The organism is Brevibacterium oceani, from assembly GCF_013623835.1.
In the GTDB taxonomy this organism is placed as follows: Bacteria; Actinomycetota; Actinomycetes; order Actinomycetales; family Brevibacteriaceae; genus Brevibacterium; species Brevibacterium oceani.
The window spans coordinates 171,524-190,872 of record NZ_JABKDE010000006.1 but is presented as its reverse complement, the minus strand read 5'-3'; the positions used below and the strand labels follow the sequence as shown (position 1 = coordinate 190,872).

General features: G+C 65.5%; 17 protein-coding genes and 1 tRNA gene. 8 read left to right on the top strand and 10 right to left on the bottom strand.

Annotated elements, in window-relative coordinates; genetic code table 11:
* The first annotated feature begins 143 nt into the window (after positions 1–143).
* Together nudC and HK401_RS14445 are read left to right on the top strand one after the other, a co-directional pair.
* The gene (gene nudC, locus HK401_RS14450) at positions 144–1,121 is read left to right on the top strand and encodes an NAD(+) diphosphatase (protein ID WP_181275353.1); all 978 of its coding nucleotides are present in this window, start codon (positions 144–146) and stop codon (positions 1,119–1,121) included.
* Positions 1,118–3,157, top strand: a complete 2,040-nt coding sequence (locus tag HK401_RS14445) for an ATP-dependent DNA helicase UvrD2 (RefSeq protein WP_181275352.1) — start codon at positions 1,118–1,120, stop codon at positions 3,155–3,157. Before nudC ends, HK401_RS14445 begins: the two co-directional genes overlap by 4 nt.
* On the opposite strand, the gene HK401_RS14440 is transcribed toward HK401_RS14445, so the two are convergent.
* Positions 3,134–4,036 (bottom strand): hypothetical protein, encoded by a 903-nt coding sequence (locus HK401_RS14440; protein WP_181275351.1) that lies wholly within the window; start codon positions 4,034–4,036, stop codon positions 3,134–3,136. The genes HK401_RS14445 and HK401_RS14440 overlap by 24 nt on opposite strands.
* Positions 4,037–4,568: 532 nt before the next feature.
* On the opposite strand from HK401_RS14440, the gene HK401_RS14435 reads away from it, so the two are divergent.
* A complete protein-coding gene (locus HK401_RS14435; RefSeq protein ID WP_309136005.1) occupies positions 4,569–5,120 on the top strand; it encodes a M48 metallopeptidase family protein in 552 nt (183 codons plus the stop codon).
* Positions 5,121–5,190: 70 nt separating this feature from the next.
* On the opposite strand, the gene HK401_RS14430 is transcribed toward HK401_RS14435, so the two are convergent.
* Both HK401_RS14430 and HK401_RS14425 read right to left on the bottom strand, forming a co-directional pair.
* Positions 5,191–5,745 (bottom strand): NUDIX hydrolase, encoded by a 555-nt coding sequence (locus HK401_RS14430; RefSeq protein WP_181275350.1) that lies wholly within the window; start codon positions 5,743–5,745, stop codon positions 5,191–5,193.
* Positions 5,746–7,230, bottom strand: a complete 1,485-nt coding sequence (locus HK401_RS14425; RefSeq protein WP_181275349.1) for a zinc-dependent metalloprotease — start codon at positions 7,228–7,230, stop codon at positions 5,746–5,748.
* A 171-nt stretch (positions 7,231–7,401) separates the two neighbouring features.
* On the opposite strand from HK401_RS14425, the gene HK401_RS14420 reads away from it, so the two are divergent.
* Together HK401_RS14420 and HK401_RS14415 are read left to right on the top strand one after the other, a co-directional pair.
* Entirely contained in the window at positions 7,402–8,541 is a 1,140-nt protein-coding gene (locus HK401_RS14420; RefSeq protein ID WP_181275348.1) for a YlbL family protein, read from the top strand.
* Entirely contained in the window at positions 8,541–11,570 is a 3,030-nt protein-coding gene (locus HK401_RS14415; RefSeq protein ID WP_309136004.1) for a UPF0182 family membrane protein, read from the top strand. Before HK401_RS14420 ends, HK401_RS14415 begins: the two co-directional genes overlap by 1 nt.
* Before the next feature lie 331 nt (positions 11,571–11,901).
* Here the strand turns inward: HK401_RS14415 and HK401_RS14410 are convergent.
* A tRNA-Met gene (locus HK401_RS14410) sits at positions 11,902–11,978 on the bottom strand.
* A 295-nt stretch (positions 11,979–12,273) separates the two neighbouring features.
* Between HK401_RS14410 and HK401_RS14405 the strand changes: the two genes are divergently transcribed.
* Positions 12,274–12,822, top strand: coding sequence for a YceI family protein (locus HK401_RS14405; RefSeq protein WP_181275347.1), 549 nt, complete (start codon positions 12,274–12,276; stop codon positions 12,820–12,822).
* Between the two features lie 267 nt (positions 12,823–13,089).
* On the opposite strand, the gene HK401_RS14400 is transcribed toward HK401_RS14405, so the two are convergent.
* From HK401_RS14400 to HK401_RS14380, 5 genes are read right to left on the bottom strand one after another with little or no spacing between them, the layout of a single operon-like run.
* Positions 13,090–14,352, bottom strand: a complete 1,263-nt coding sequence (locus HK401_RS14400; protein WP_181275346.1) for an aminotransferase class I/II-fold pyridoxal phosphate-dependent enzyme — start codon at positions 14,350–14,352, stop codon at positions 13,090–13,092.
* Positions 14,352–15,143 carry a histidinol-phosphatase gene (gene hisN / locus HK401_RS14395; RefSeq protein ID WP_181275345.1) on the bottom strand — a complete coding sequence of 264 codons (792 nt, stop codon included), beginning with the start codon at positions 15,141–15,143 and terminating at the stop codon, positions 14,352–14,354. The genes HK401_RS14400 and hisN overlap by 1 nt, the downstream gene beginning before the upstream one ends.
* Before the next feature lie 9 nt (positions 15,144–15,152).
* On the bottom strand, positions 15,153–16,211 hold the full coding sequence (gene rsgA / locus HK401_RS14390; RefSeq protein WP_181275344.1) for a ribosome small subunit-dependent GTPase A: 1,059 nt from the start codon (positions 16,209–16,211) through the stop codon (positions 15,153–15,155).
* Position 16,212: 1 nt separating this feature from the next.
* The gene (gene aroA, locus HK401_RS14385; protein ID WP_258234223.1) at positions 16,213–17,547 is read right to left on the bottom strand and encodes a 3-phosphoshikimate 1-carboxyvinyltransferase; all 1,335 of its coding nucleotides are present in this window, start codon (positions 17,545–17,547) and stop codon (positions 16,213–16,215) included.
* The gene (locus HK401_RS14380) at positions 17,540–18,037 is read right to left on the bottom strand and encodes a DoxX family protein (RefSeq protein ID WP_181275342.1); all 498 of its coding nucleotides are present in this window, start codon (positions 18,035–18,037) and stop codon (positions 17,540–17,542) included. Before HK401_RS14380 ends, aroA begins: the two co-directional genes overlap by 8 nt.
* 194 nt (positions 18,038–18,231) lie before the next feature.
* Between HK401_RS14380 and HK401_RS14375 the strand changes: the two genes are divergently transcribed.
* Positions 18,232–18,840 (top strand): sigma-70 family RNA polymerase sigma factor, encoded by a 609-nt coding sequence (locus tag HK401_RS14375; RefSeq protein ID WP_181275341.1) that lies wholly within the window; start codon positions 18,232–18,234, stop codon positions 18,838–18,840.
* Positions 18,837–19,103, top strand: coding sequence for a mycothiol system anti-sigma-R factor (rsrA, locus tag HK401_RS14370; RefSeq protein WP_181275340.1), 267 nt, complete (start codon positions 18,837–18,839; stop codon positions 19,101–19,103). Before HK401_RS14375 ends, rsrA begins: the two co-directional genes overlap by 4 nt.
* Positions 19,104–19,223: 120 nt before the next feature.
* On the opposite strand, the gene HK401_RS21200 is transcribed toward rsrA, so the two are convergent.
* Complete coding sequence (locus HK401_RS21200; RefSeq protein WP_373563657.1) at positions 19,224–19,298, bottom strand: 50S ribosomal protein bL37; 75 nt, start codon at positions 19,296–19,298, stop codon at positions 19,224–19,226.
* Positions 19,299–19,349 lie beyond the last annotated feature (51 nt).

The following is a 19,349-nucleotide window of genomic DNA, read 5'->3' as shown; positions in this document are numbered from 1 at the left end:
GCGGCGGTTCCGGCGCGGGCTCACGAGGCCCTAAGGCGGGCATCGGCACCGATCGGATCCGTGCGCACTGCATGGATCCGCCCACGCAGGCGAGTCGGTCGTGCCCGGCAGGCGAGTCAGGGGCCTGCGTTATCGTGGAGGACATGAAGCCATTGCCCCCGGTCCAGCCGATCAGCCTCGCCCGTCACGGAATCGATCGCGACCATCTCACGCGTGGCCAGGACGGGGACCTGTCCGAGATCTGGGCCGCCGGTGCCGTGCCCGTCTTCGAACATCGGGGAAACCTGCTCGTGGCCTCCGGTGGGCTCTTTCTCGGCGATCGCGCCCTCGTCCCCGCGGCACAGACGGAGGTCTATCTGGGTCTCGACCCACAGGGCACCCGGTACATCGGCATCTCGCTCGACGACGAGGGACGCAGCCGCATCGACTCAGCATTGGAGGCCTCTCGCGCCCGCGATGCCAGCGATCTGCTCACCGCACCGGGCGACGGTGTCGACAGCTCCGAGCCCGTCTGGCTGCCGCTGCGACATCTGGCAGAGTCCCTCGACGACGTGCAGGTGTCCTTAGCCTGCGAAATCGTCGGCGTCGGCAATTGGCATCGCGCCCACCAATACTCTCCGCGCACCGGATCTCCGACCGTTCCCGTGCTCGGAGGGTGGGTCCGCCGCGATCCGGAGACCGGCAGCGAACACTTCCCCCGTACCGATCCCGCGGTGATCGTCGTCATCGTCAACACCGACGACGACGGGGTCGAACGGGTGCTGTTGGGCAACAACGCCGCGTGGGAGGCTGACCGCTATTCGCTTCTCGCCGGTTTCGTCGAACCCGGTGAGACCCTCGAACACGCGGTGATCAGGGAGATCTGGGAGGAAGCCCACCTCGAGGTCACCGATCCCAGATACCTCGGTTCCCAGCCATGGCCGTTCCCATGCTCGCTCATGCTCGGCTTCTCCGCCGAGGCGCCCAGCCGTGACTTCGCCGCCGATGAGGCGGAGATCGCCTCGCTGCGATGGTTCACCCGGGAAGAGCTGCGCACGGCAATCGCCGAGGAGACGGTCAGGTCGCCGTCGACCGTGTCCATCGCCGGCCAGCTTCTGTACAGCTGGTTGGACAACGAGTGAGCGCTGCGGCCGCGGCCCTTCTCGAGGCCCTGGATGAGGAGCAGAGGGAGGTCGCCACCCATTTCGACTCCCCGGTGATCGTCCTCGCCGGTGCCGGCACCGGCAAGACCCGCGCCATGACCCATAGGATCGCCTACGGAATCGCCACCGATGTGTTCCCTCCCAACCACGTCCTGGCACTGACCTTCACCGCGAAGGCGGCGGGGGAGATGCGTTCTCGACTGCGCGGACTCGGGGTGCCGGCAGTGCAGGCCCGCACCTTTCATTCTGCCGCCCTGCGCCAACTGCGTTTCTTCTGGGACCGCTTTGCCGAAGGCGAGTTCCCCCGCATCATCGAGAACAAGGCCGGCATCATCGGATCCGTGATGCAGAGCCTGGGCATGGAGACCAGCCGGGAGCTGACCCGCGACGTCGCCTCGGAGATCGAATTCGCTGCGTCGTCGCTGCTGGGCGTCGACGACTATGCGACCAAGGCGGCCGCACGCGACCTGCCGGGACAGCTGGGTGCCCAGGACATGGTGCGCATCTTCGACGCCTACGGCGAGGCCAAGACCCGGGGGCGGCTGCTCGACTTCGACGATGTGCTTCTCGTGCTTTCCGGGGTCCTCGCGGAATACCCGGCGATCGCAGCGGAGATCCGGGACCAGTACAGGCACTTCGTCGTCGACGAGTTCCAGGACGTCTCGCCCCTGCAGTTCGACGTGCTCTCCCGCTGGTTGGGCCCCCGCGACAACCTCTGCGTGGTCGGAGATCCCGCCCAGACGATCTATTCCTTCGCCGGAGCCGACGCGAGCCTGCTCGGTTCCCTCAACGCGGCGATGCCGGGCGCCAGAACCATCCGCCTCGTCCGCAACTACCGCTCCTCGCAGTCGATCGTGTCCACCGCAAACAGTCTGCTCCGACACACCTCGAAGACCGCGCTGACGCTGCGGACGGAGAACGCCGAAGGTCGGCCGCCGAGCATGACCGAATACCCCACCGATGAGGCCGAGGCAACAGGAGTGGTCCAGGCGATCTCGGCCGAGATCCACGCCGGCCGTCGCCCGCGCAGCATCGCCGTGCTCTTTCGCACCAACGGTCAGAGTCCCGCGTATGAGCAGGCGCTGACCGCCGCGGGAATCCCCTACGTTCTGCGGGGTGGGGAACGCTTCTTCGCCCGCAAGGAGGTCAAGGAAGCCGTCCTCATGCTCAAGGCCTCCCGCGTCACCTCGAACGGTCGCCCGCTGCCCGAAGCCGTCCTCGAAGTGTTGGGGTCCCTCGGCTTCACTCGAGAACCCCCGGGCCCGGGGGCGAGCAGGCAGAAGTGGGAATCGCTCAAGGCCCTCGTCGACCTCGCGGAGGAGCACCAGGCAGGGCAGGTGCTCCCAGTGCCGATGGAAGCCTTCCTCGACGACCTGGCCGATCGTGCCGAACACCAGTTCGCCCCCGACATCGAGGGCGTCACCCTGGCATCGTTTCACGCAGCCAAGGGTCTGGAGTGGGACAGCGTCCACCTCGTCGGGCTGAGCGAGGGACTGCTGCCGATCAGCTATGCGCAGACCCCTCGAGCCGTCGCCGAGGAGCGACGCCTGTTCTACGTGGCACTCACTCGTGCTGGCAGGGAGCTGCGGATGAGCTGGTCGCTGGCTCGCTTCGATTCGAAGCAGAAGCCCCGCAGATCCTCGCGCTTCCTCTCCGAGCTGGGGCAGGTCGGTCAGTCGATGGCTCGAGCGCAGTCGACGGCGACCGCGGCCGCGCTCAACCGCTGCCGTCGGTGCGGCCGCGCACTCGTCTCCCAGATCGATCGAGCACTCGGGAGGTGCTCCCACTGCCCTGCAGAGGTCGATCTCGATCTGCTTGATCGACTGCGCAGGTGGCGGACTCGAGTCGGGATGGAGCAGGGTCTGCCGCCTTATCTCGTGCTCACCGACACGTCTCTGTCGGTGATCGCGGAGAATCATCCTCGCGACCTCGACGGACTCTCCCGGGTTCCGGGGATCGGGGCGACGAAGCTCGAACTCTACGGGGCGAGTCTATTGGGCCTGCTCGCTGACTGAACCGAAGTCGGGCACCGGCGCGCGGCAGTGGCACTGATCGTGATACGACAGCTCCGATTCGCTGACCGACCCCTCCTCGATGGTGATGACCCGTCGGAAAGCACCCCGATCGTGCTCGAGCAGAGCGCTGCGGAGGAGCTGAACGGCATGAGCGGCCCCGAGCACGCGAGCCACGGGGTCTGCCAGACTGTCCCGTTCGGGCAGAGCGCAGAGGCGCGGGTACTGTTCGAACCATCCGGAATCGACGTCCCTGCGATGCAGGCAGGAACACACGGCACACGGTGTGCGGCCCGGACGGATGAGGCCCGTGACCTCCACCGCGTGTTCGCCGAGCACGACCTGACAGTGGTCGACCTCTCGATCGTTGAGCCACATCGCCGAATGCAGGTCGGCAACCAGATGTGAGGTCGTGACCACCAGCGGGGCAGACATGAGATCGAGGTCTTCGACCCGGCGAGCCGACGAGACGGCGAATCCCGCAGACCCGAGGTGCCCGTCGATGATGGACCGCAGGGGACCGGTGACGAGGACGGGGCGGGCGCCCAGGATCCGGGAGACTCGATTCGGAGGCAGCCCGTAGGTGCGGGCGGCCGCAAAGGCGGGGGAGCCCTTCGGGACCTCCTCGGCGTCCGATCCGTCGGGAATGAGCACGCCGGCCTCGCCCAAGAGAGTGATGAGCGAACTCGCACGGCTGAGGTCGGCGCCGAGCTCCTGTGCCCGAGCATAGAACTGGGACGAGCCGATTCCGAGGCGAAGGTCTTCGATGAGGCTGACATCAGCGGGAAGCAGGCCGTCGATGAGGACAGGATCATCGGCCCCGAACTGGATGCATGAGGACGAACGCCACGTAATGGGAACGCTGGGAAAGATTCTGAACATCGTGGCCCCTTCGCCTCGACTCCGCTGCAGACTTCTACGGTAGTCAGTGGAGGAGGGGATCGCCAGGGGGTGACACGATCTGTGGATAACTCTGTGGACAACAGCCGAGGGGAGGCCGGAAAACACGTTCCGGCCTCCCCTCGACCGCATTGTGCCCCAGGCGCTCGCGGAGACTCGTGCGGCTTCCCCTTCCGCACGCATCTCCGGGTTTTCCGGGGTCAAGCATAGAACTTATTCCGCATTCGCCCCCGCGTCAATGCGTGGTCATGCACAGACACGTCAACACCTTGTGGATAATGTGTGGAAATCGCCGCGCAGACTGTGGAGGAAAGGCGCCTTGAGGGAGCCGGCGGCTGTTGATAAGGGTGCGTGCAAAAGAGGTCAGGCCCGGATGGGTGGGAAAGGCGCGCGCAGGAGCGGCTGTGGACGGGAAAATGGGGAAGGACGATTCTCGATACTCAGGAAACTCACAAGTAATATCGGGCAGGCTGCCTCGCGATGCTGTGTCAGACCCGTTCCCTATCATTGACCCGTGGCCAATCGACAGAGCTGGAGCGAAGAAGAGGTGCTGCGGGCCATCGCCCGCGGTGAGATCGAAGTGCGTCGGTCGTCCCGACGGAAGAAGACCGTGGCCGTGTCGAAGGAGATCGACACCTTCGTGCTGCGGGCACCGGCGCGCTACAGCGTGGAGAGCAACATCCGGTCACTCACGGAACTGTTCAACAGGCTGGCGGCTCGTGACCATTCCTCCGCCGCCGACCTCGTCGAGATCGCGGAGGAGATGAACCGACGCTATTTCGCAGGTCGTCTGAGTCCGAGCTCGATCAGGTGGGTGACGAATCAGAACATCAGCCGGTGGGCGTCGACGACCACATCGACCGGAGACATCCGGATCTCGCATCGTCTCCAAGCCGTGCCGCGGTGGGTGCTCGAGACAGTGGTCGTCCATGAGCTCGTCCACCTGCAGATCGGACCGCATTCGAAGGAATTCCACGATCTCGCCAACAGGCACCCCAGGCAGTCCGACGCACAGCTGTACCTCGCTGGATTCAGTGATGGAGAACGCTACTGCCGCGGAGGCTGAGTCGCATCAGCGAGGCGGCTGAAGACCCATCGAAGAGGCTGAGACGTCTCGAAGAAGCGACAGGGGCACCTCAAGCATGGCTCCCGAAGGCATCCGCGGCGGCCCGATAGAGGCCGGGCAGTCGGGACGGGAGGTCGGGCATGAGATCATCCGGAAGCTCATCGAGCCGGAACCAGGCGACGTCGAGCGACTCCGCCGACACGCTCGGCGATTCGGAGACGGAGGCTGCCGCGGCGAAGACGACATCGAAGTGCCGTGTGCAGGAGCCGAAGGCGGTTGACAGATCATGCACGTGCAGGTCGATGGGGGTGGGGGAGACCCAGGACAGGCCGGTCAGCCCGCTCTCCTCCTCGGCCTCTCGCCGGGCGGCCGCACGCAGTGAGTCGTCGACCGGTTCGAGGTGCCCGCCGAACTGACCCCACAGCCGCGCCTTGCCATGATGATTGAGCAGCACTGATTCCGCGTCGGGATCGAAGACAAGGCAGCTGGCCGTGACGTGCCGGCCGCCGCCGTCGCGATGCAGTGCGTTCTCGCCCTGCTGGTCGAACAGGTCGCCGAAGTCCGCGACGAACTCACCGGCAGGGGCGAGGCCGACCTCGCGGCGGGCGATGGCGAGATCGATCATTCAGCGATCGTCGGTGTCATCGGAGTCATCGTCAGTGGTCTCCGACGCGGACGGATCCTCGGCCGTCGGCTCCTGTGACTGAGTCGAATCGGCGGGGGACTCGACGTCCGAATTCGTCGTCGCGCCAGCCGTCTCCGCATCCTCGGCCGAGGCATCGCCGGTGCCGTCGAGGCCCTCAGCGAGGATGCGGCTGAGCGCTTCGTCGATGCTCGACTCGTTCGTCCATTCGGCATGACGTCGCTCCGAATACCCGAGCGGGTCGTCGAGGTCCTGAGTCGTCGGCAACAGGTCGGGGTGTGAAAAGACCTTGTCTCTGTCCTCGGGGCCGCCCTGCGATTCGAGGTAGGCGAAGAGCGCAGCCGCATCGCGGAGCCTGCGCGGATTGAGCTCCAGGCCCACGAGAGTGGAGAAAGTCTTCTCCGCCGGTCCGGCCGTCGCCCGACGGCGGCGCAGCGCCTCTCGGATCTGATCCCGGCCGGGCAGGTGCTTGCAGGCCTCGTAGACGACGACGTCGACCCATCCGGCGATGACGGCGAGCAGGTTCTCCAGCGAGGTCAGCGCCTTCTTCTGGTCGTCGGTCGTCGGCGGGTTGAACAGGCCCTGGCGGATGTTGTCGCTGAGATCGGAGATGTTCGACGGGTCGATGTTCGACGCCATGTCCTCGATCTGCGAGGTGTCGACCTTGAGTCCCTGTGCGTACCGGGTCAGCGCGGTCTCGACCTGGGCGCTCAGCCACGGTGCCCGTTCGAATAGGGCGGAGTGCGCGAGCTCCTGCGCGGCGAGGTAGATGCGGACCTCGGAGACGTCGACATCGATCTCGGCAGCGAAGGCATCGACGTTGGTCTCGATGAGCACGGCAGTGTCATGCGGGAGCAGAGGCAGTCCCACCTCGGTGCCGGTGAGGACGCTCTCAGACAGTGCCCCGACCGCTTGGCCGATCTGCATGGCGAACATCGAATCGCTCATCGACCCGAACATCGACGAAGCTCCCGCGAGGATGCCCTTCATCTCGGCAGGAACCTGAGACTCGAGGGTCTCGGTCAGGGCCGTGGACATATTCTCCTTGATGGGAAGCACGAATTTCTGCCAACCGGGCATCGTCTCCTTGACCCAGTCGGCTCGTCGCAGCGGACGGGCGGAGCGGTTGGCCACGGAGAACTCGGTCGCCTCGGCGAGCCACAGCTCGGCCAGGCGGAAAGCATCGACGGTGGCGCGCTCGGCCTCATCCGTCACCGCGGGGTCGGGGGTGGGAACGGCCTTCTGGGCGATCGAGACGGCCTGCGCCTGAGGGTCGGCGCCTTGCCCGAAGAGTCCCTGCATCTGGTTCATGATCGTCGACATCATGGCCGGGTCGATCTGGAAGCCCTGCGGCATGCCGGACTCGTTCTTGTCATCACCCTGACCGCTGCCGGGGCCATTGGCTCCGAAGAGCATTCCGAAGATCTGCTCGAACGGATTCTGCTCATTGTTGTTGTCATCGGTCATTGTTCTACAGCCCCCATGAATCGGTTTGACACCCACGTTAACGGTTCCGAATGTGCGAAGCTTCCCAATTCGGCGAGGTTTCGCAGGATGTTCGCACCGGGCGAAAGGAGTCTGTGAATTCGATCCTCAGCATTCGATTAGACTGATGGGGCGGTGCAGCGAAAGGAACACATGACAGAGAACGCCCCCCGGGCCCTGCCGGTGCCAGCGGAGCCACCTCGCGGCCCGCGACGACGACGAAATCCACGTCTGTCCACGACCTCGGGTGTCCTCACCTACGTCCTCATCGCGCTGGCCGTGCTCCTGCCGGTCCCGTACATGCTTCAGCTGCCGGGACCGGTTTTCAACACCCTCGGCGACTATCAGGGTGATCCGATGATCAGCGTCTCCGGAGCCAAGACCTATCCCACCGATGGGCGCATCGACATGCTCACAGTGGCCGTCAGCGGGGGACCGGGACGCGACGTGTTCGCCTCGCAGGCGCTCGGAGCGCTCCTCAACGGTCAGGAGACCGTGATCCCCACCGAGGCGTACTATCCGCTCGACACCTCACGCGAAGAGGTGGCACAGACGAATGCCGTCGAGATGTCCTCGAGTCAGGACGTCGCCATCGCCGCTGCGATGGGCGAACTCGGGAAGAAGTATTCGGTGCACCTTCTCGTCGACGACATCGTCGCCGACTCACCCGCGCAGGGAAAGCTGCGCAAGGGAGACCGTCTCATGTCGGTCAACGGCAAGAAGCTCGACACCGATCCCGATGCCGCGGCGATCATGAGCCGGACCGTACAGGGAGCGAAGTCCGTCGACCTCATCGTCGACCGTGACGGGAAGACCGAGGACATCACCGTCGAACCCGCCGACATCGAAGGCCGCAAGGCGATCGGGATCAATATGAAGCAGGACTTCGACTTCCCGGTCGATGTGAAATTCAACGTCGAGGGTGTCGGTGGCCCTTCCGCGGGCACGATGTTCGCCCTCGCCATCGTCGACGAACTCACCCCAGGGGCGATGACCGGCGGCAAGCACGTCGCGGGAACCGGGGAGATCGACCCCTCGGGAACCGTCAGCCCCATCGGAGGGGCGCGCCAGAAGGTGGCCGCGGCGACGGAGAAGGGAGCGACTCTGTTCCTCTCGCCTGCCGACAACTGCGCCGAAGTCATGGCGGCCGCCGACCAGTCCAAGATCACGGTGGCGCGCATCGACACGCTCGATGACGCGAAGACCACCGTGGAGCAGTACGCCTCCGGCGACACCTCGGACCTTCCGAAGTGCCCTGCCGGCGGCGCCGACACCAATGAGAAAGGGCAGTAGTGAGCACCTCGTCCTCACCCACCTCCGCACGCATGCCGGCGAATCGGCCACGACGTTCGCCGCTGCTGCTCACCCTCGTATCAGTGGCGATCCTGCTGGTCGCCTTCATCTCCTTCACCCAGGTCTACACCGAGGTGCTGTGGTTCAAGCAGATCGACGCCTCACAGGTCTTCCGCACCATGTGGATCACCCGCGGTCTGACCTTCCTCGGCGGTTTCATCGTCATGGCCGTTCCGGTATGGGTGAGCCTGCACCTGGCCTACCGCAACCGTCCCGTGTATGCGCCGACGACTCCGCGTCAGGAGAACCTCGACCGCTACCGTGAGGCCATCGAACCGCTGCGGAAGGTCGCCACGATCGCGATTCCCGCAGTCGTCGGCGTGCTCGCCGGCATCACCGCCTCGGCGAATTGGAACACGGTCCTCGAATGGTTCCATTCCACCTCGTTCGGATCGACCGATCCGCAGTTCGGGCTCGACAAGTCGTTCTTCGTCTTCGTCCTGCCCGGCCTCCGGCTCATCGGTGACCAGCTGGGAATGGCGCTGCTCCTGTCCCTCATCGCCGCAGTCGTCGCCCACTACCTCTTCGGCGGCATCCGTCCGGGAGAGCAGAGGGGCGTCATTCTGACGAAGACGGCGCAGTGGCAGCTAGGCATCACCGTGGCCGTGCTCGTCCTCGTCCAGGCCGGTCGCCTGTGGCTCTCCCGCTACGACCGCCTCACGGCCGCCGGGGGAATCGTTCCCGGCGTCACCTACGTCGATGATCGAGCGGCGCTCCCAGCGATGGCGATCGTGGCGATCGCCGCCGTGCTCGTGGCCCTGCTGTTCGTCTACACCGCGTGGAAGGGCAATTGGCGGATCTCGATCATCGCGACGCTCACGCTCATCGTCCTCGGCGGTGTCTCGATCATCGCCTACCCGGCCCTGCTCCAGCAGTTCCAGGTCAATCCCTCACAGCAGAGCCTGGAGTCGAAGTACATCCAGCACAACATCGACGCGACCCGTGATGCCTTCGACTTCGACGACATCGAGGTGACTCCGTACGAACCGAGCACGAGCGGTGAGAAAGGCGCGCTGCGGAAGGACGCGGAGACCGCGGCCTCGATCCGACTGCTCGACCCGAACCTCGTCTCCGACACCTTCCGTCAGCTCCAGCAGGTCCGTCCCTACTACTCGTTCCCGCAGAAGCTCGACGTCGATCGCTACGACATGGACGGGGACATGCGCGACACTGTCATCGCCGTGCGTGAACTCGCTCCGAGCTCGGTGAACAATCAGAGTTGGTTCAACCGCGCCATCGTCTACACCCACGGTTTCGGCGTCGTCGCCGCCAACGGCAATCAGCGCAATCCCGACGGCGAGCCGACGTTCATGGAATCCGATATTCCGCCGAAAGGTGAGTTCCCCGAGTACGAACCGCGGGTCTACTTCGGCGAGTCGTCACCGGACTACTCGATCGTCGGTGCCGAGGAAGGCGCAAAACCGCGTGAACTCGACTACCCCTCCGACGAAGAGGGCGGCGCCGGCCAGGTGAACAACACCTTCACCGGCAACGGCGGACCGACCGTGGGCAACCTGTTCAACCGACTCGCCTACGCGCTGAAGTTCCAGGACGAGCAGATCCTGCTCTCGGACGCGCTCAACGACAAGTCTCAGATCCTCTACGATCGCCACCCGCGGGAGCGCGTGGAGAAGCTCGCACCCTTCCTCAAGATCGACGGCGACCCGTACCCGGCCGTCGTCGACGGGAAGATCAAGTGGATCCTCGACGGCTACACCACGGCCGAGGACTACCCGTACTCAACACCGCAGCCGCTGCAGCAGGCGACTGAGGATTCGACGACGGCATCCGCCCCGAACAACGTGGCCACGCTGCCCGATGACGAGGTCAACTACATCCGAAACTCGGTGAAGATCACGGTCGACGCCTACGACGGTTCCGTCGACATGTACCAGTGGGACAAGGACGACCCGGTGCTCAAGACCTGGATGAAGGTCTTCCCGGGTCTCATCAAGTCCTCTTCGGAGATGTCGAGCGACCTCATGAGTCACGTCCGGTATCCCGAGGACATGTTCAAGGTCCAGCGCGACCTGCTTGCGAAGTACCATGTCTCCTCGGCCAGTGAGTTCTACACCGGTCAGGACTTCTGGACCCTTCCGACGGATCCGACGAAGAAGGCCAGCAGCGGTCTGACGCAGCCGCCGTTCTACATGACCCTGCAGATGCCGGGACAGGAATCGCCCTCGTTCTCGCTGACGAGCTCCTACATCCCCGAACGTTCCTCTGAGGGGCAGTCGCGCAACAACCTCACAGGCTTCCTGTCTGCTGATGCGGATGCCGGCGACAAGAAGGGCGAGACGTCGGAGAACTACGGCAAGCTCAGACTTCTGCAGCTGCCGCGCAATACGACGGTGCCCGGACCGGGCCAGGCGCAGAACAACTTCAACACCGCGCCGGATGTCCAGCGCAGCCTCAACCTGCTTCGTCAGGGTGAGTCCGAGGTGGAGAACGGCAACCTGCTGACCCTGCCGATCGGCGGCGGTCTGCTCTACGTGCAGCCGGTCTATGTCCGGTCCGCCGGTGAGACCTCGTATCCGCTCCTGCAGCACGTGCTCGTGGCCTTCGGCGAGGACATCGGATTCGCTCCGACTCTCGACGAGGCGCTCGATCAGGTCTTCGGCGGTGATTCGGGTGCCAGGGCCGGCGATGCCGGAACAGAGGACAGCGGAGACGGAGAGTCGGGTTCGTCGTCCTCCGGCGACGACTCAGGCAAGGGCTCCGGTTCCGGCGGTTCGTCGGACAAGGCTCTCAACGACGCGCTGCAGGAGGCCAGGAAGGCGATGGAGGACTCCGACGCCGCGCTGAAGGAAGGCGACTTCGAAGCGTACGGCAAGGCGCAGGATCGCCTGAAGAACGCGATCGACGACGCTGTTGCGGCTGATCCGTCGATCGCCGAGGACGGCGCCGGCGACAAGGCCTCAGCGCCCGCCTCTGAGCCGGCCGACGAAGGAGGCGACTCGGGCAACTGAGTCGGCTCCGCCGAACGGGTTCGGCGCAGCGACGCTGCGCTGGACCTGTTCGCGTCGGGTCAGCCGGGCTCGGCCGGAGTGAGACGAACGCCCCTGGGACATCCCAGGGGCGTTCGTCGTAGTCGGAACGTGTGCGGTGGCCGGGTCCGTGCACGGACATCGGGTGGGCGAGCAGGTGACTGTGCATCAGAAGTGTGGGCGTACTGATTTTCATCACTACGCGTGCACCTTGGGCATACAGTCGCGCATGAGGCATGCGGACCGGGTCCCACATGGGCCGTGAATGAGAAGAACCCCCAGCCAGTTGAACTGACTGGGGGTTCTGCCACTTTGGTGGCGGGGGAGGGATTTGAACCCTCGACCTCCGGGTTATGAGCCCGGCGAGCTACCGAACTGCTCCACCCCGCGGCGTGTTCTTAACTCTACATGAACGGCCACCCGCGAACCAAACCGAGGTGAGGTGACCTCCGCCACATGTCTGCTTGCCATTCATCTTCCGTCTGCAGAATGGACCCGAGGTCTCCGTTGGACCCGTTCAGCAGAGGTGTTCGGGCAGTTAGACCCGCCCCCGTGGAGGCATGCAGGCGCCCGGCAGCCGTCGAGTTCGACTCGTCGATGAGATCTTTCGGCGACAGGGTTGCATATGGTTGAAAGCTAAACTAGAGTGACACTCGTACTTCAAATTTCAACTAAAGGAGAAATCATGACTGCACTGCCTCAGGGACTCACCGCCGGAACCTGGACCATCGACCCCGTCCACTCGGAGTTCACCTTCACCGCTCGCCACGCCGGCGTCTCGAAGGTCCGCGGACACTTCGAAGAGATCGCCGGTTCGGTCACCGTGGGCGAGACGCTCGAAGACAGCTCGGTGACCGCCGAGGCTGCCGCCTCCTCGATCAACACCCGCAACGAGCAGCGTGACGGCCACCTCAAGAGCGGTGACTTCTTCCTCGCCGAAGATCACCCGAAGCTCACCTTCGTCTCCACCGGCATCAAGGCCGACGGCGCTGACGAGTTCGAGGTCGTCGGCGAACTGACGATGCGCGGCGTGACCAAGGAAGTCACTTTCTCGACCGAGTTCGCCGGTGCCGCCACCGACCCGAACGGCAACCAGGTCGCCGGCCTCTCGGCGACCGCCAACGTCAACCGCAAGGACTTCGGCATGTCGTTCGAGGCCGTCCTGGGCGGGGGAGAGCTCCTCGTGTCCGACAAGATCAAGATCGAACTCGAACTCGAGCTCGTCAAGGCCTGAATCGCCTGATCGGGCCTGACCCGGCCCTTCTCGGGAACGTCGCCGAGGCGCTGCGCGTCTGAACGACGATCCCGAGGAGAGACGACAGGCAGAAGGGGCGAACCACGTACTGCGTGGTTCGCCCCTTCTCACGTCTCCGCCCGGTTTCTGACAGTCTGTCCTCTCCCCGGCTGTCGTCTGCCCGACCCAGATCGCACACCTCAGCGCGGCCGAATTCTCAGTCCGCAGCCCTCACGGTGGAGCCATCAGACCCCCGGTCTGCAGGCCTCAAGAAGCTCGCAGGGCGTCGGGATGGTTCCGGAGGTGTTCGCCGAGGGCGATGAACCGCTCTGCGCCCTTGTCGACGTCCTCAACGGACTTGCAGAACGAATACCGGATCGAGGACCGATAGGCCTCGTATGCCGGGCTGTCGGCCCGGCAGAGGGCGGGAACCGGGATGCCGACGAGGGAGAACTCTCGGGCCAGCAGGTCATTGAGCGCGAAGGCGTCGAGGTCCGTGAGGGCGGAGAAGTCCATCACGGTGAAGTACCCGGCACGCGGGGTCGAGGCGATCGCACCGGGCACGGTCCGGCAGGCGGGCACGAGCACCTCGGCGCGGGCGGCCAGAGACGCTCGGTTCTCCTCGACGAAGCGAGAGTCTCCGGAGAGCATCTGAGCCATTGCGATCTGCATCGGCCCGCCGGCGGTGAATGTGAGGAACTGTTTGACCGCCTGGATGGCTTCGCGCACTTCGGGGGCTGCGATGACCCAGCCGATCTTCCATCCGGTGGTGTTCCACGATTTGCCGGCCGAGGAGACGGTGACGACCCGTTCCTGATCCGCGATCGCGACTGCCGGCGAGACATGCCCCTGGTCGGTGAGCACGAGCTGTTCGTAGACCTCATCGGTCAGCACCCAGGCGTCGACCTCTGCCGCGGCCTTCCCGATATGCGCAAGCTCGGAAGCGGTGAAGAGATAACCCGTGGGATTGTGCGGGGTGTTGACGAGGATGATCGCCGGTCGCGTCTCGGCCACGACTTGGTCGAAGAGCTCCCAGTCCGGCGCGAAGCCCCCGTCGCCGTCGGGCAGGATCGGGACCGTTTTCAGGCTGCCCCCGGCAGCCGTGATCGCTGCCGGATAGGAGTCATAGAACGGCTCGAACGCGAGGACGACGCCGCCGCGGGGCAGGAGCGCGAGAATCGCCGCCGTCAGTCCTTCCGTGGCGCCGGCGGTGTAGAGCACCTCGGCGGGGTCGACGCTCTGCGCGAAGTCCCGTTCGCGCTGGGCGGCGACGGCTTCGAGCAGCTGAGGGAAGCCCTGACCCGGGGCGTACTGATTGAACCCGGCACGCATCGCCTCGGTGGCGGCGTCGATGAGTTCGGCAGGCGGCTCCGTGCCCGGCGCACCCTGACCGAGGTTGACCGCTCCCAGGCGGGCGGCGAGTTTCGTCATCTGCCCGTAGATCGTCTCGCCGATCGACCCGTCGGGATTCGTCAGACCCGCGGATTCGGCCATCGCGTGCCACAGATCGGCTCGGCGCACATCCGGCATCAGGAGATCTCCTTCGGTTCGACCCGACCGAGCAGGTCGAGCGCTGCCTCGTGGAGGCGGGAGTTGCTGGCCACGGCGTTGCCGCCGAAGGGCCCGGGCACACCCGCCGTGTTCGTGAACGTGCCCCCGGCCTCGAGCACGATCGGCACGAGTGCACCCATGTCGTAGAGGGCGAGTTCGGGTTCGCAGGCGAGGTCGACCGCACCCTCGGCCAACAGCATGTAGGAGTAGAAGTCACCGTACCCGCGGGTCCGCCACAGGCTCTCGCAGAGTTCGAGGAATCCGTCGAAGGCACCGAGTTCCTTCCATCCCGACAGGGACGCGTACGACAGGGAGGCGTCGGCCAGCTGGTCGACCTCGGACACCGAGATCCGCTTCGCCGGTGCTCCCAGCGCCGAGGCGAAGGCTCCCTTCCCCTGTTCGGCCCACCAGCGTCGGCCGAGCGCCGGAGCCGAGACCGTTCCGAGCAGCGGAGTCTCACCGTCATAGAGGGAGATGAGCGTGGCCCATACGGGCACGCCGCGGACGAAGTTCTTCGTCCCATCGATCGGATCGACGATCCATCGCCGAGGCGACTGGCCGTGGGAGCCGAATTCCTCCCCGAGGACGCTGTCGGCCGGCCGTTCTCGCTCGAGCCGGGCCATGATCGCCTGTTCGACGGCACGGTCGCATTCGGTCACCGGAGTGAGGTCGGGTTTGGTCTCGACGGTGAAGTCCTGAGCGGTGAATCTGGCCAGGCTGATGTCGTCGGCGAGATCGGCGAGTTCTCTCGCCAGGTCGAGGTCGTTCATGCCCTCAGCCTATCCAGTCGGAGGCAGCAGCCTGCGCAGCGACTCCAGTCGTGAGACACCCCCGGACCCGGCTCGTCCCGCCGCGACCCACTCGTCGAGTCGGCAGCCGGGGGAGTCGGGCAGATGGGTGCAGCCGCGTGGGCAGTCCGCGGTGGCCTCGACGAGTTCGGGAAAGGCCGACAGCAGGGTCTCTCGGTCGACGTGGGCGAGGCCGAAGCTGCGCACGCCAGGGGTGTCGACGAGCCAGCCTCCGCCGTCGAGGGGGAGGCACACGGCCGATGACGAGGTGTGGCGTCCGCGACCGGTGACGTCGTTGACGTGACCGGTCGCGCGTTCGGCGGCGGGCACGAGTGCATTCGTCAGCGTGGATTTGCCGACCCCGGAATGGCCGACGAGGACGCTGATGCGACCGATGAGCCGGTCGAGCACTTCGGCGTCGACGGCGTCACGCTCTGATCCGATGGCCGATTCGACGATGTCGATACCGGTGGCGGCAAAACGGCGGCGGATCTCCTCGGCCGACTGCAGATCGGTCTTGGTGACGATGAGCAGGGGTTCGATATCGGCATCGTATGCGGCGACGAGTGCCCGGTCGATGAGCCCGTAGGAGGGCTCGGGGTCCATGGTCGCGGTGACGATGCCCATGACGTCGACGTTGGCGACGATGACGCGTTCGGTCGGGTCGGTGTCATCGGCGCTGCGTCGGAGCAGATTCCGCCGCTCGACGATCTCGACGAGCCGGGCCAGGGACCCCTCCTGTCCGGAGGTGTCACCGACGAGGCGGACGATGTCACCGGGGACGATCGCCTGCTTCCGCAGGCCGGAGGCGCGCACCGCCGTCACCGAGGTGGCTCGACGGTTCTTCTTCCCCTTTCCTCCGCGTGCCGGGATGGGGGAGGTGAAGCCTCCCGACGGGTCGGAGAGGATGACTCGGCAGCGTCCCCGGTCGACTGCGATGACCATACCGGTCACGGCGTCGCTGTGGTCGGGCCTGTTCTTCGTGCGAGGACGGGAGCCGCGACGGTTCGGTCGCGGTCGGTAGTCTTCGTCGCGGTAGATCTTCGCCATCTCAGGCCCCGGGGGTGATCATGGCTTCCCACAGCTGGGTGAAATCGGGCAGGGTCTTGGCCACGGTGCCCGCGTTCTCGATGGTCAGGCCCTCGATGCGGAGGCCGAGGATCGCCCCGGCCATGACCATGCGATGGTCGTGATAGGTGTGCCAGAGGGCCGGCCGCAGCTTCGAGGCTCCGGTGATCGTCAGGGCGTCGGGGTGTTCGACGACATCGACGCCGACGGCGGTCAGCTCCCTCGTCAGCGCGGCCAGACGATCCGTCTCATGCCCGCGCAGGTGTCCGATGCCGCGCAGCTGCGAGGTGCCCTCGGCCAGTCCGGCCAGTGCCGCGACGACGGGTGTGAGCTCACCGACCGCAGAGAGATCGAGGTCGACTGCGCGAAGCGTGGATGATCCTGTGACATGCAGACCTTCTCTGTCGAGGTGGACCTGCGCGCCGAAGGTCTCGGCGATGCTGCGGAAGCCGTCACCGGCCTGGGTGGTGTGGACGGGCCAGTCGGTGATCGTGACCGTGCCGGCGGTGGCCACAGCGGCGGCGGCGAAGGCGGCGGCGTTGGACAGATCGGGTTCGACGAGGACATCGAGTCCCCGCGGCAGTCCGGGCTCGACGATCCAGCGTTCCGGTTCGGGTTCGCTGATGTCGACCCCGGCGTCCCTGAGCACCTCGATGGTCATGTCGACATGGGTGCGGCTGGGCACGGCGCCGCCGGTGTTGACGAGTTCGAGTCCCAGAGGCATGACAGGAGCGGCCAGCAGCAGTCCGGAGACGAATTGGCTCGAGGCGCTGGCATCGATCTCGAGGTGACCGCCGCGCAGCGCAGTGCTGGGATGGATGGACAACGGCAGCCGGCCGTCAGCGGAGGCGATCGATGCGCCGAGGCGGCTCAGCGACTCCACGGTCACCGACATGGGGCGCACCCGCGCCTGCTCATCGCCGTCGAGGACGACCTCGCGTCCGGTCAGCGCGGCCAGCGGCGGGACGAAGCGCATGACGGTCCCGGCGAGACCGCAGTCGATGGTGATCGGCTCGGCCGCCTCGGCGGGGGAATCAGCTGCCGCGGGGAAGTCGATCGGTTCGATGTGGAGGACATCGCCGTCGTCGTCGATTGCGGCCCCGAGCGCGCGCAGAGCCTCGATCATGAGAAGGGTGTCGCGGCTGCGCAGCCAGCCCTTGAGATCGGATTCGGACTGGGCGAGTGCGGCGAGGACGAGATAGCGGTTCGTCAGCGACTTCGATCCGGGAACGGTGACGGTGGCGGTGATGGAAGAACCGGCGACTGGTGCCTGCCAGTCGCTGGTCACCGGGGGAGTCTGCGTGGGGATGTCAGTCAACTCCGAGAGCATTGAGGGCCTGCTTGGAGGTGTCTTCGACGCTCGACCAGAGGTCCTCGGCGGCATGCTGGGTGCGCCACCAGAGGCCGGGGCGTCCCGCGGTGTCGACGCTGGCCAGCAGGGCACCGCCGAGCATCGAAGTCCGCTGCAGGGTCCGCTCGTTGCGGGCCTTCTTCTCGTCCTTCGAGGTCGTCTTCTCCGCCGCAAGGCGCTCACCGACGGTGTCGAGCAGGTAGGTGCCCACGAGGATTGTGGCGCTGATGCGCGGGAAGCGTCCGATGGCCAGCAGCGAGCCGGCGGCGACCTGTGCCACACCGGTGGCGCGTGCGAGGGTCGTCGCATCCACAGGCACATCGATCTGCTTGCGGGCCTGGCTGAGAAGGGGCGCGACCGAAGCGGCTGCGGCTTCGGGTCGACGCAGACGGTCGACACCGTTGAGGATGTATCCGGCGGCCAGCATGGGCCGTGCGATGAAACGGATGGGAGACACTGTGGTCCTTCCTTGAGTGGCGGGCATCTCAATGGCAAGCATAACTGCTGTGCGGGGAATAGTGGGACCTCTGCTCGATGTTACAGGCGGTGAAGATATGGGGCGGGTCAGACCCGCCCGGCAACGATCGGCAGAAGGGAAGGTCTATGAGTGCCACTGCCGTCCTGGAGAGAACGGGCGTACCATTGACTGCGATGACCGAATCAGTCAAAGAAGTCCCCGAAACGGCGACCGAGAGGTCGGAGCGTTTCGAGCGCGACGCTCTGGAATATGTCAACCAGCTCTACGCGGCTGCTCTGCGGATGACCCGCAATCCCGCCGACGCCGAGGACCTGGTCCAAGAGGCGTACGCGAAGGCCTATGCCGCCTTTCACCAGTACAAGCCCGGCACGAACCTCAAGGCGTGGCTGTATCGGATTCTGACGAATACTTTCATCAACAACTACCGCAAGAAGCAGCGGCAGCCGAAGGAGCACGGCAGCGAGGACATCGAGGACTGGCAGATCGCTCAGGCCGACAGCCATTCGTCCTCGGGCGGACGCTCTGCCGAGCTCGAGGCGCTCGATCACCTGCCCGACTCCGATGTCAAGGATGCGCTGTCGGCTCTGCCCGAGGACTTCCGCATGGTCGTCTATTATGCCGATGTCGAAGGACTGCCGTACAAGGAGATCGCCGAGATCATGGAGACCCCGATCGGCACAGTGATGTCCAGGCTGCACCGCGGGCGACGCCAGCTGCGGGAGATGTTGGCCGACTACGCCGCCGAACGCGGTTTCGCGAATCCTGAGGGAGGTGCGAAATGAGCGACGAAGGATGCTGCGAAAGCGTCAGGACCGAATCCCTGATGCGGATCTACCACTACCTCGACGGCGAGCTGACGACGACGGAGATCCGCGAGATCTCGATCCACCTCGAACAGTGCCCGTCCTGCCACGACGAGTATGAGATCGAGGCGCTGCTCAAGGAGCTGGTGCGACGTTCATGCAGCCATGATCGGGCTCCCATGGGTCTGCGCGAGAAGATCCGGCAGCGGATCGCTCTCGAACAGGCGTCCTGGCGGAGCTGACCAGGCACAGAGCTGACCAGGCACAGAGCCGGCGGAGCTGACCAGGCTCGGAGAGACGACGAGGGCGGGAAGAGATCGAATCTCTTCCCGCCCTCGTCGTGTACTGAACGAATCAGTGCATCAGCTGTTCGGACGATTGCCGTGGTTCGCCTTGTTGCGACGGCGATCGCGACGCTTACGGCCACGCTTGCTCATAGTGCTCTCCTTCAATAGACGGTTAATTCTCTCATGATCGCCCTGACAGGG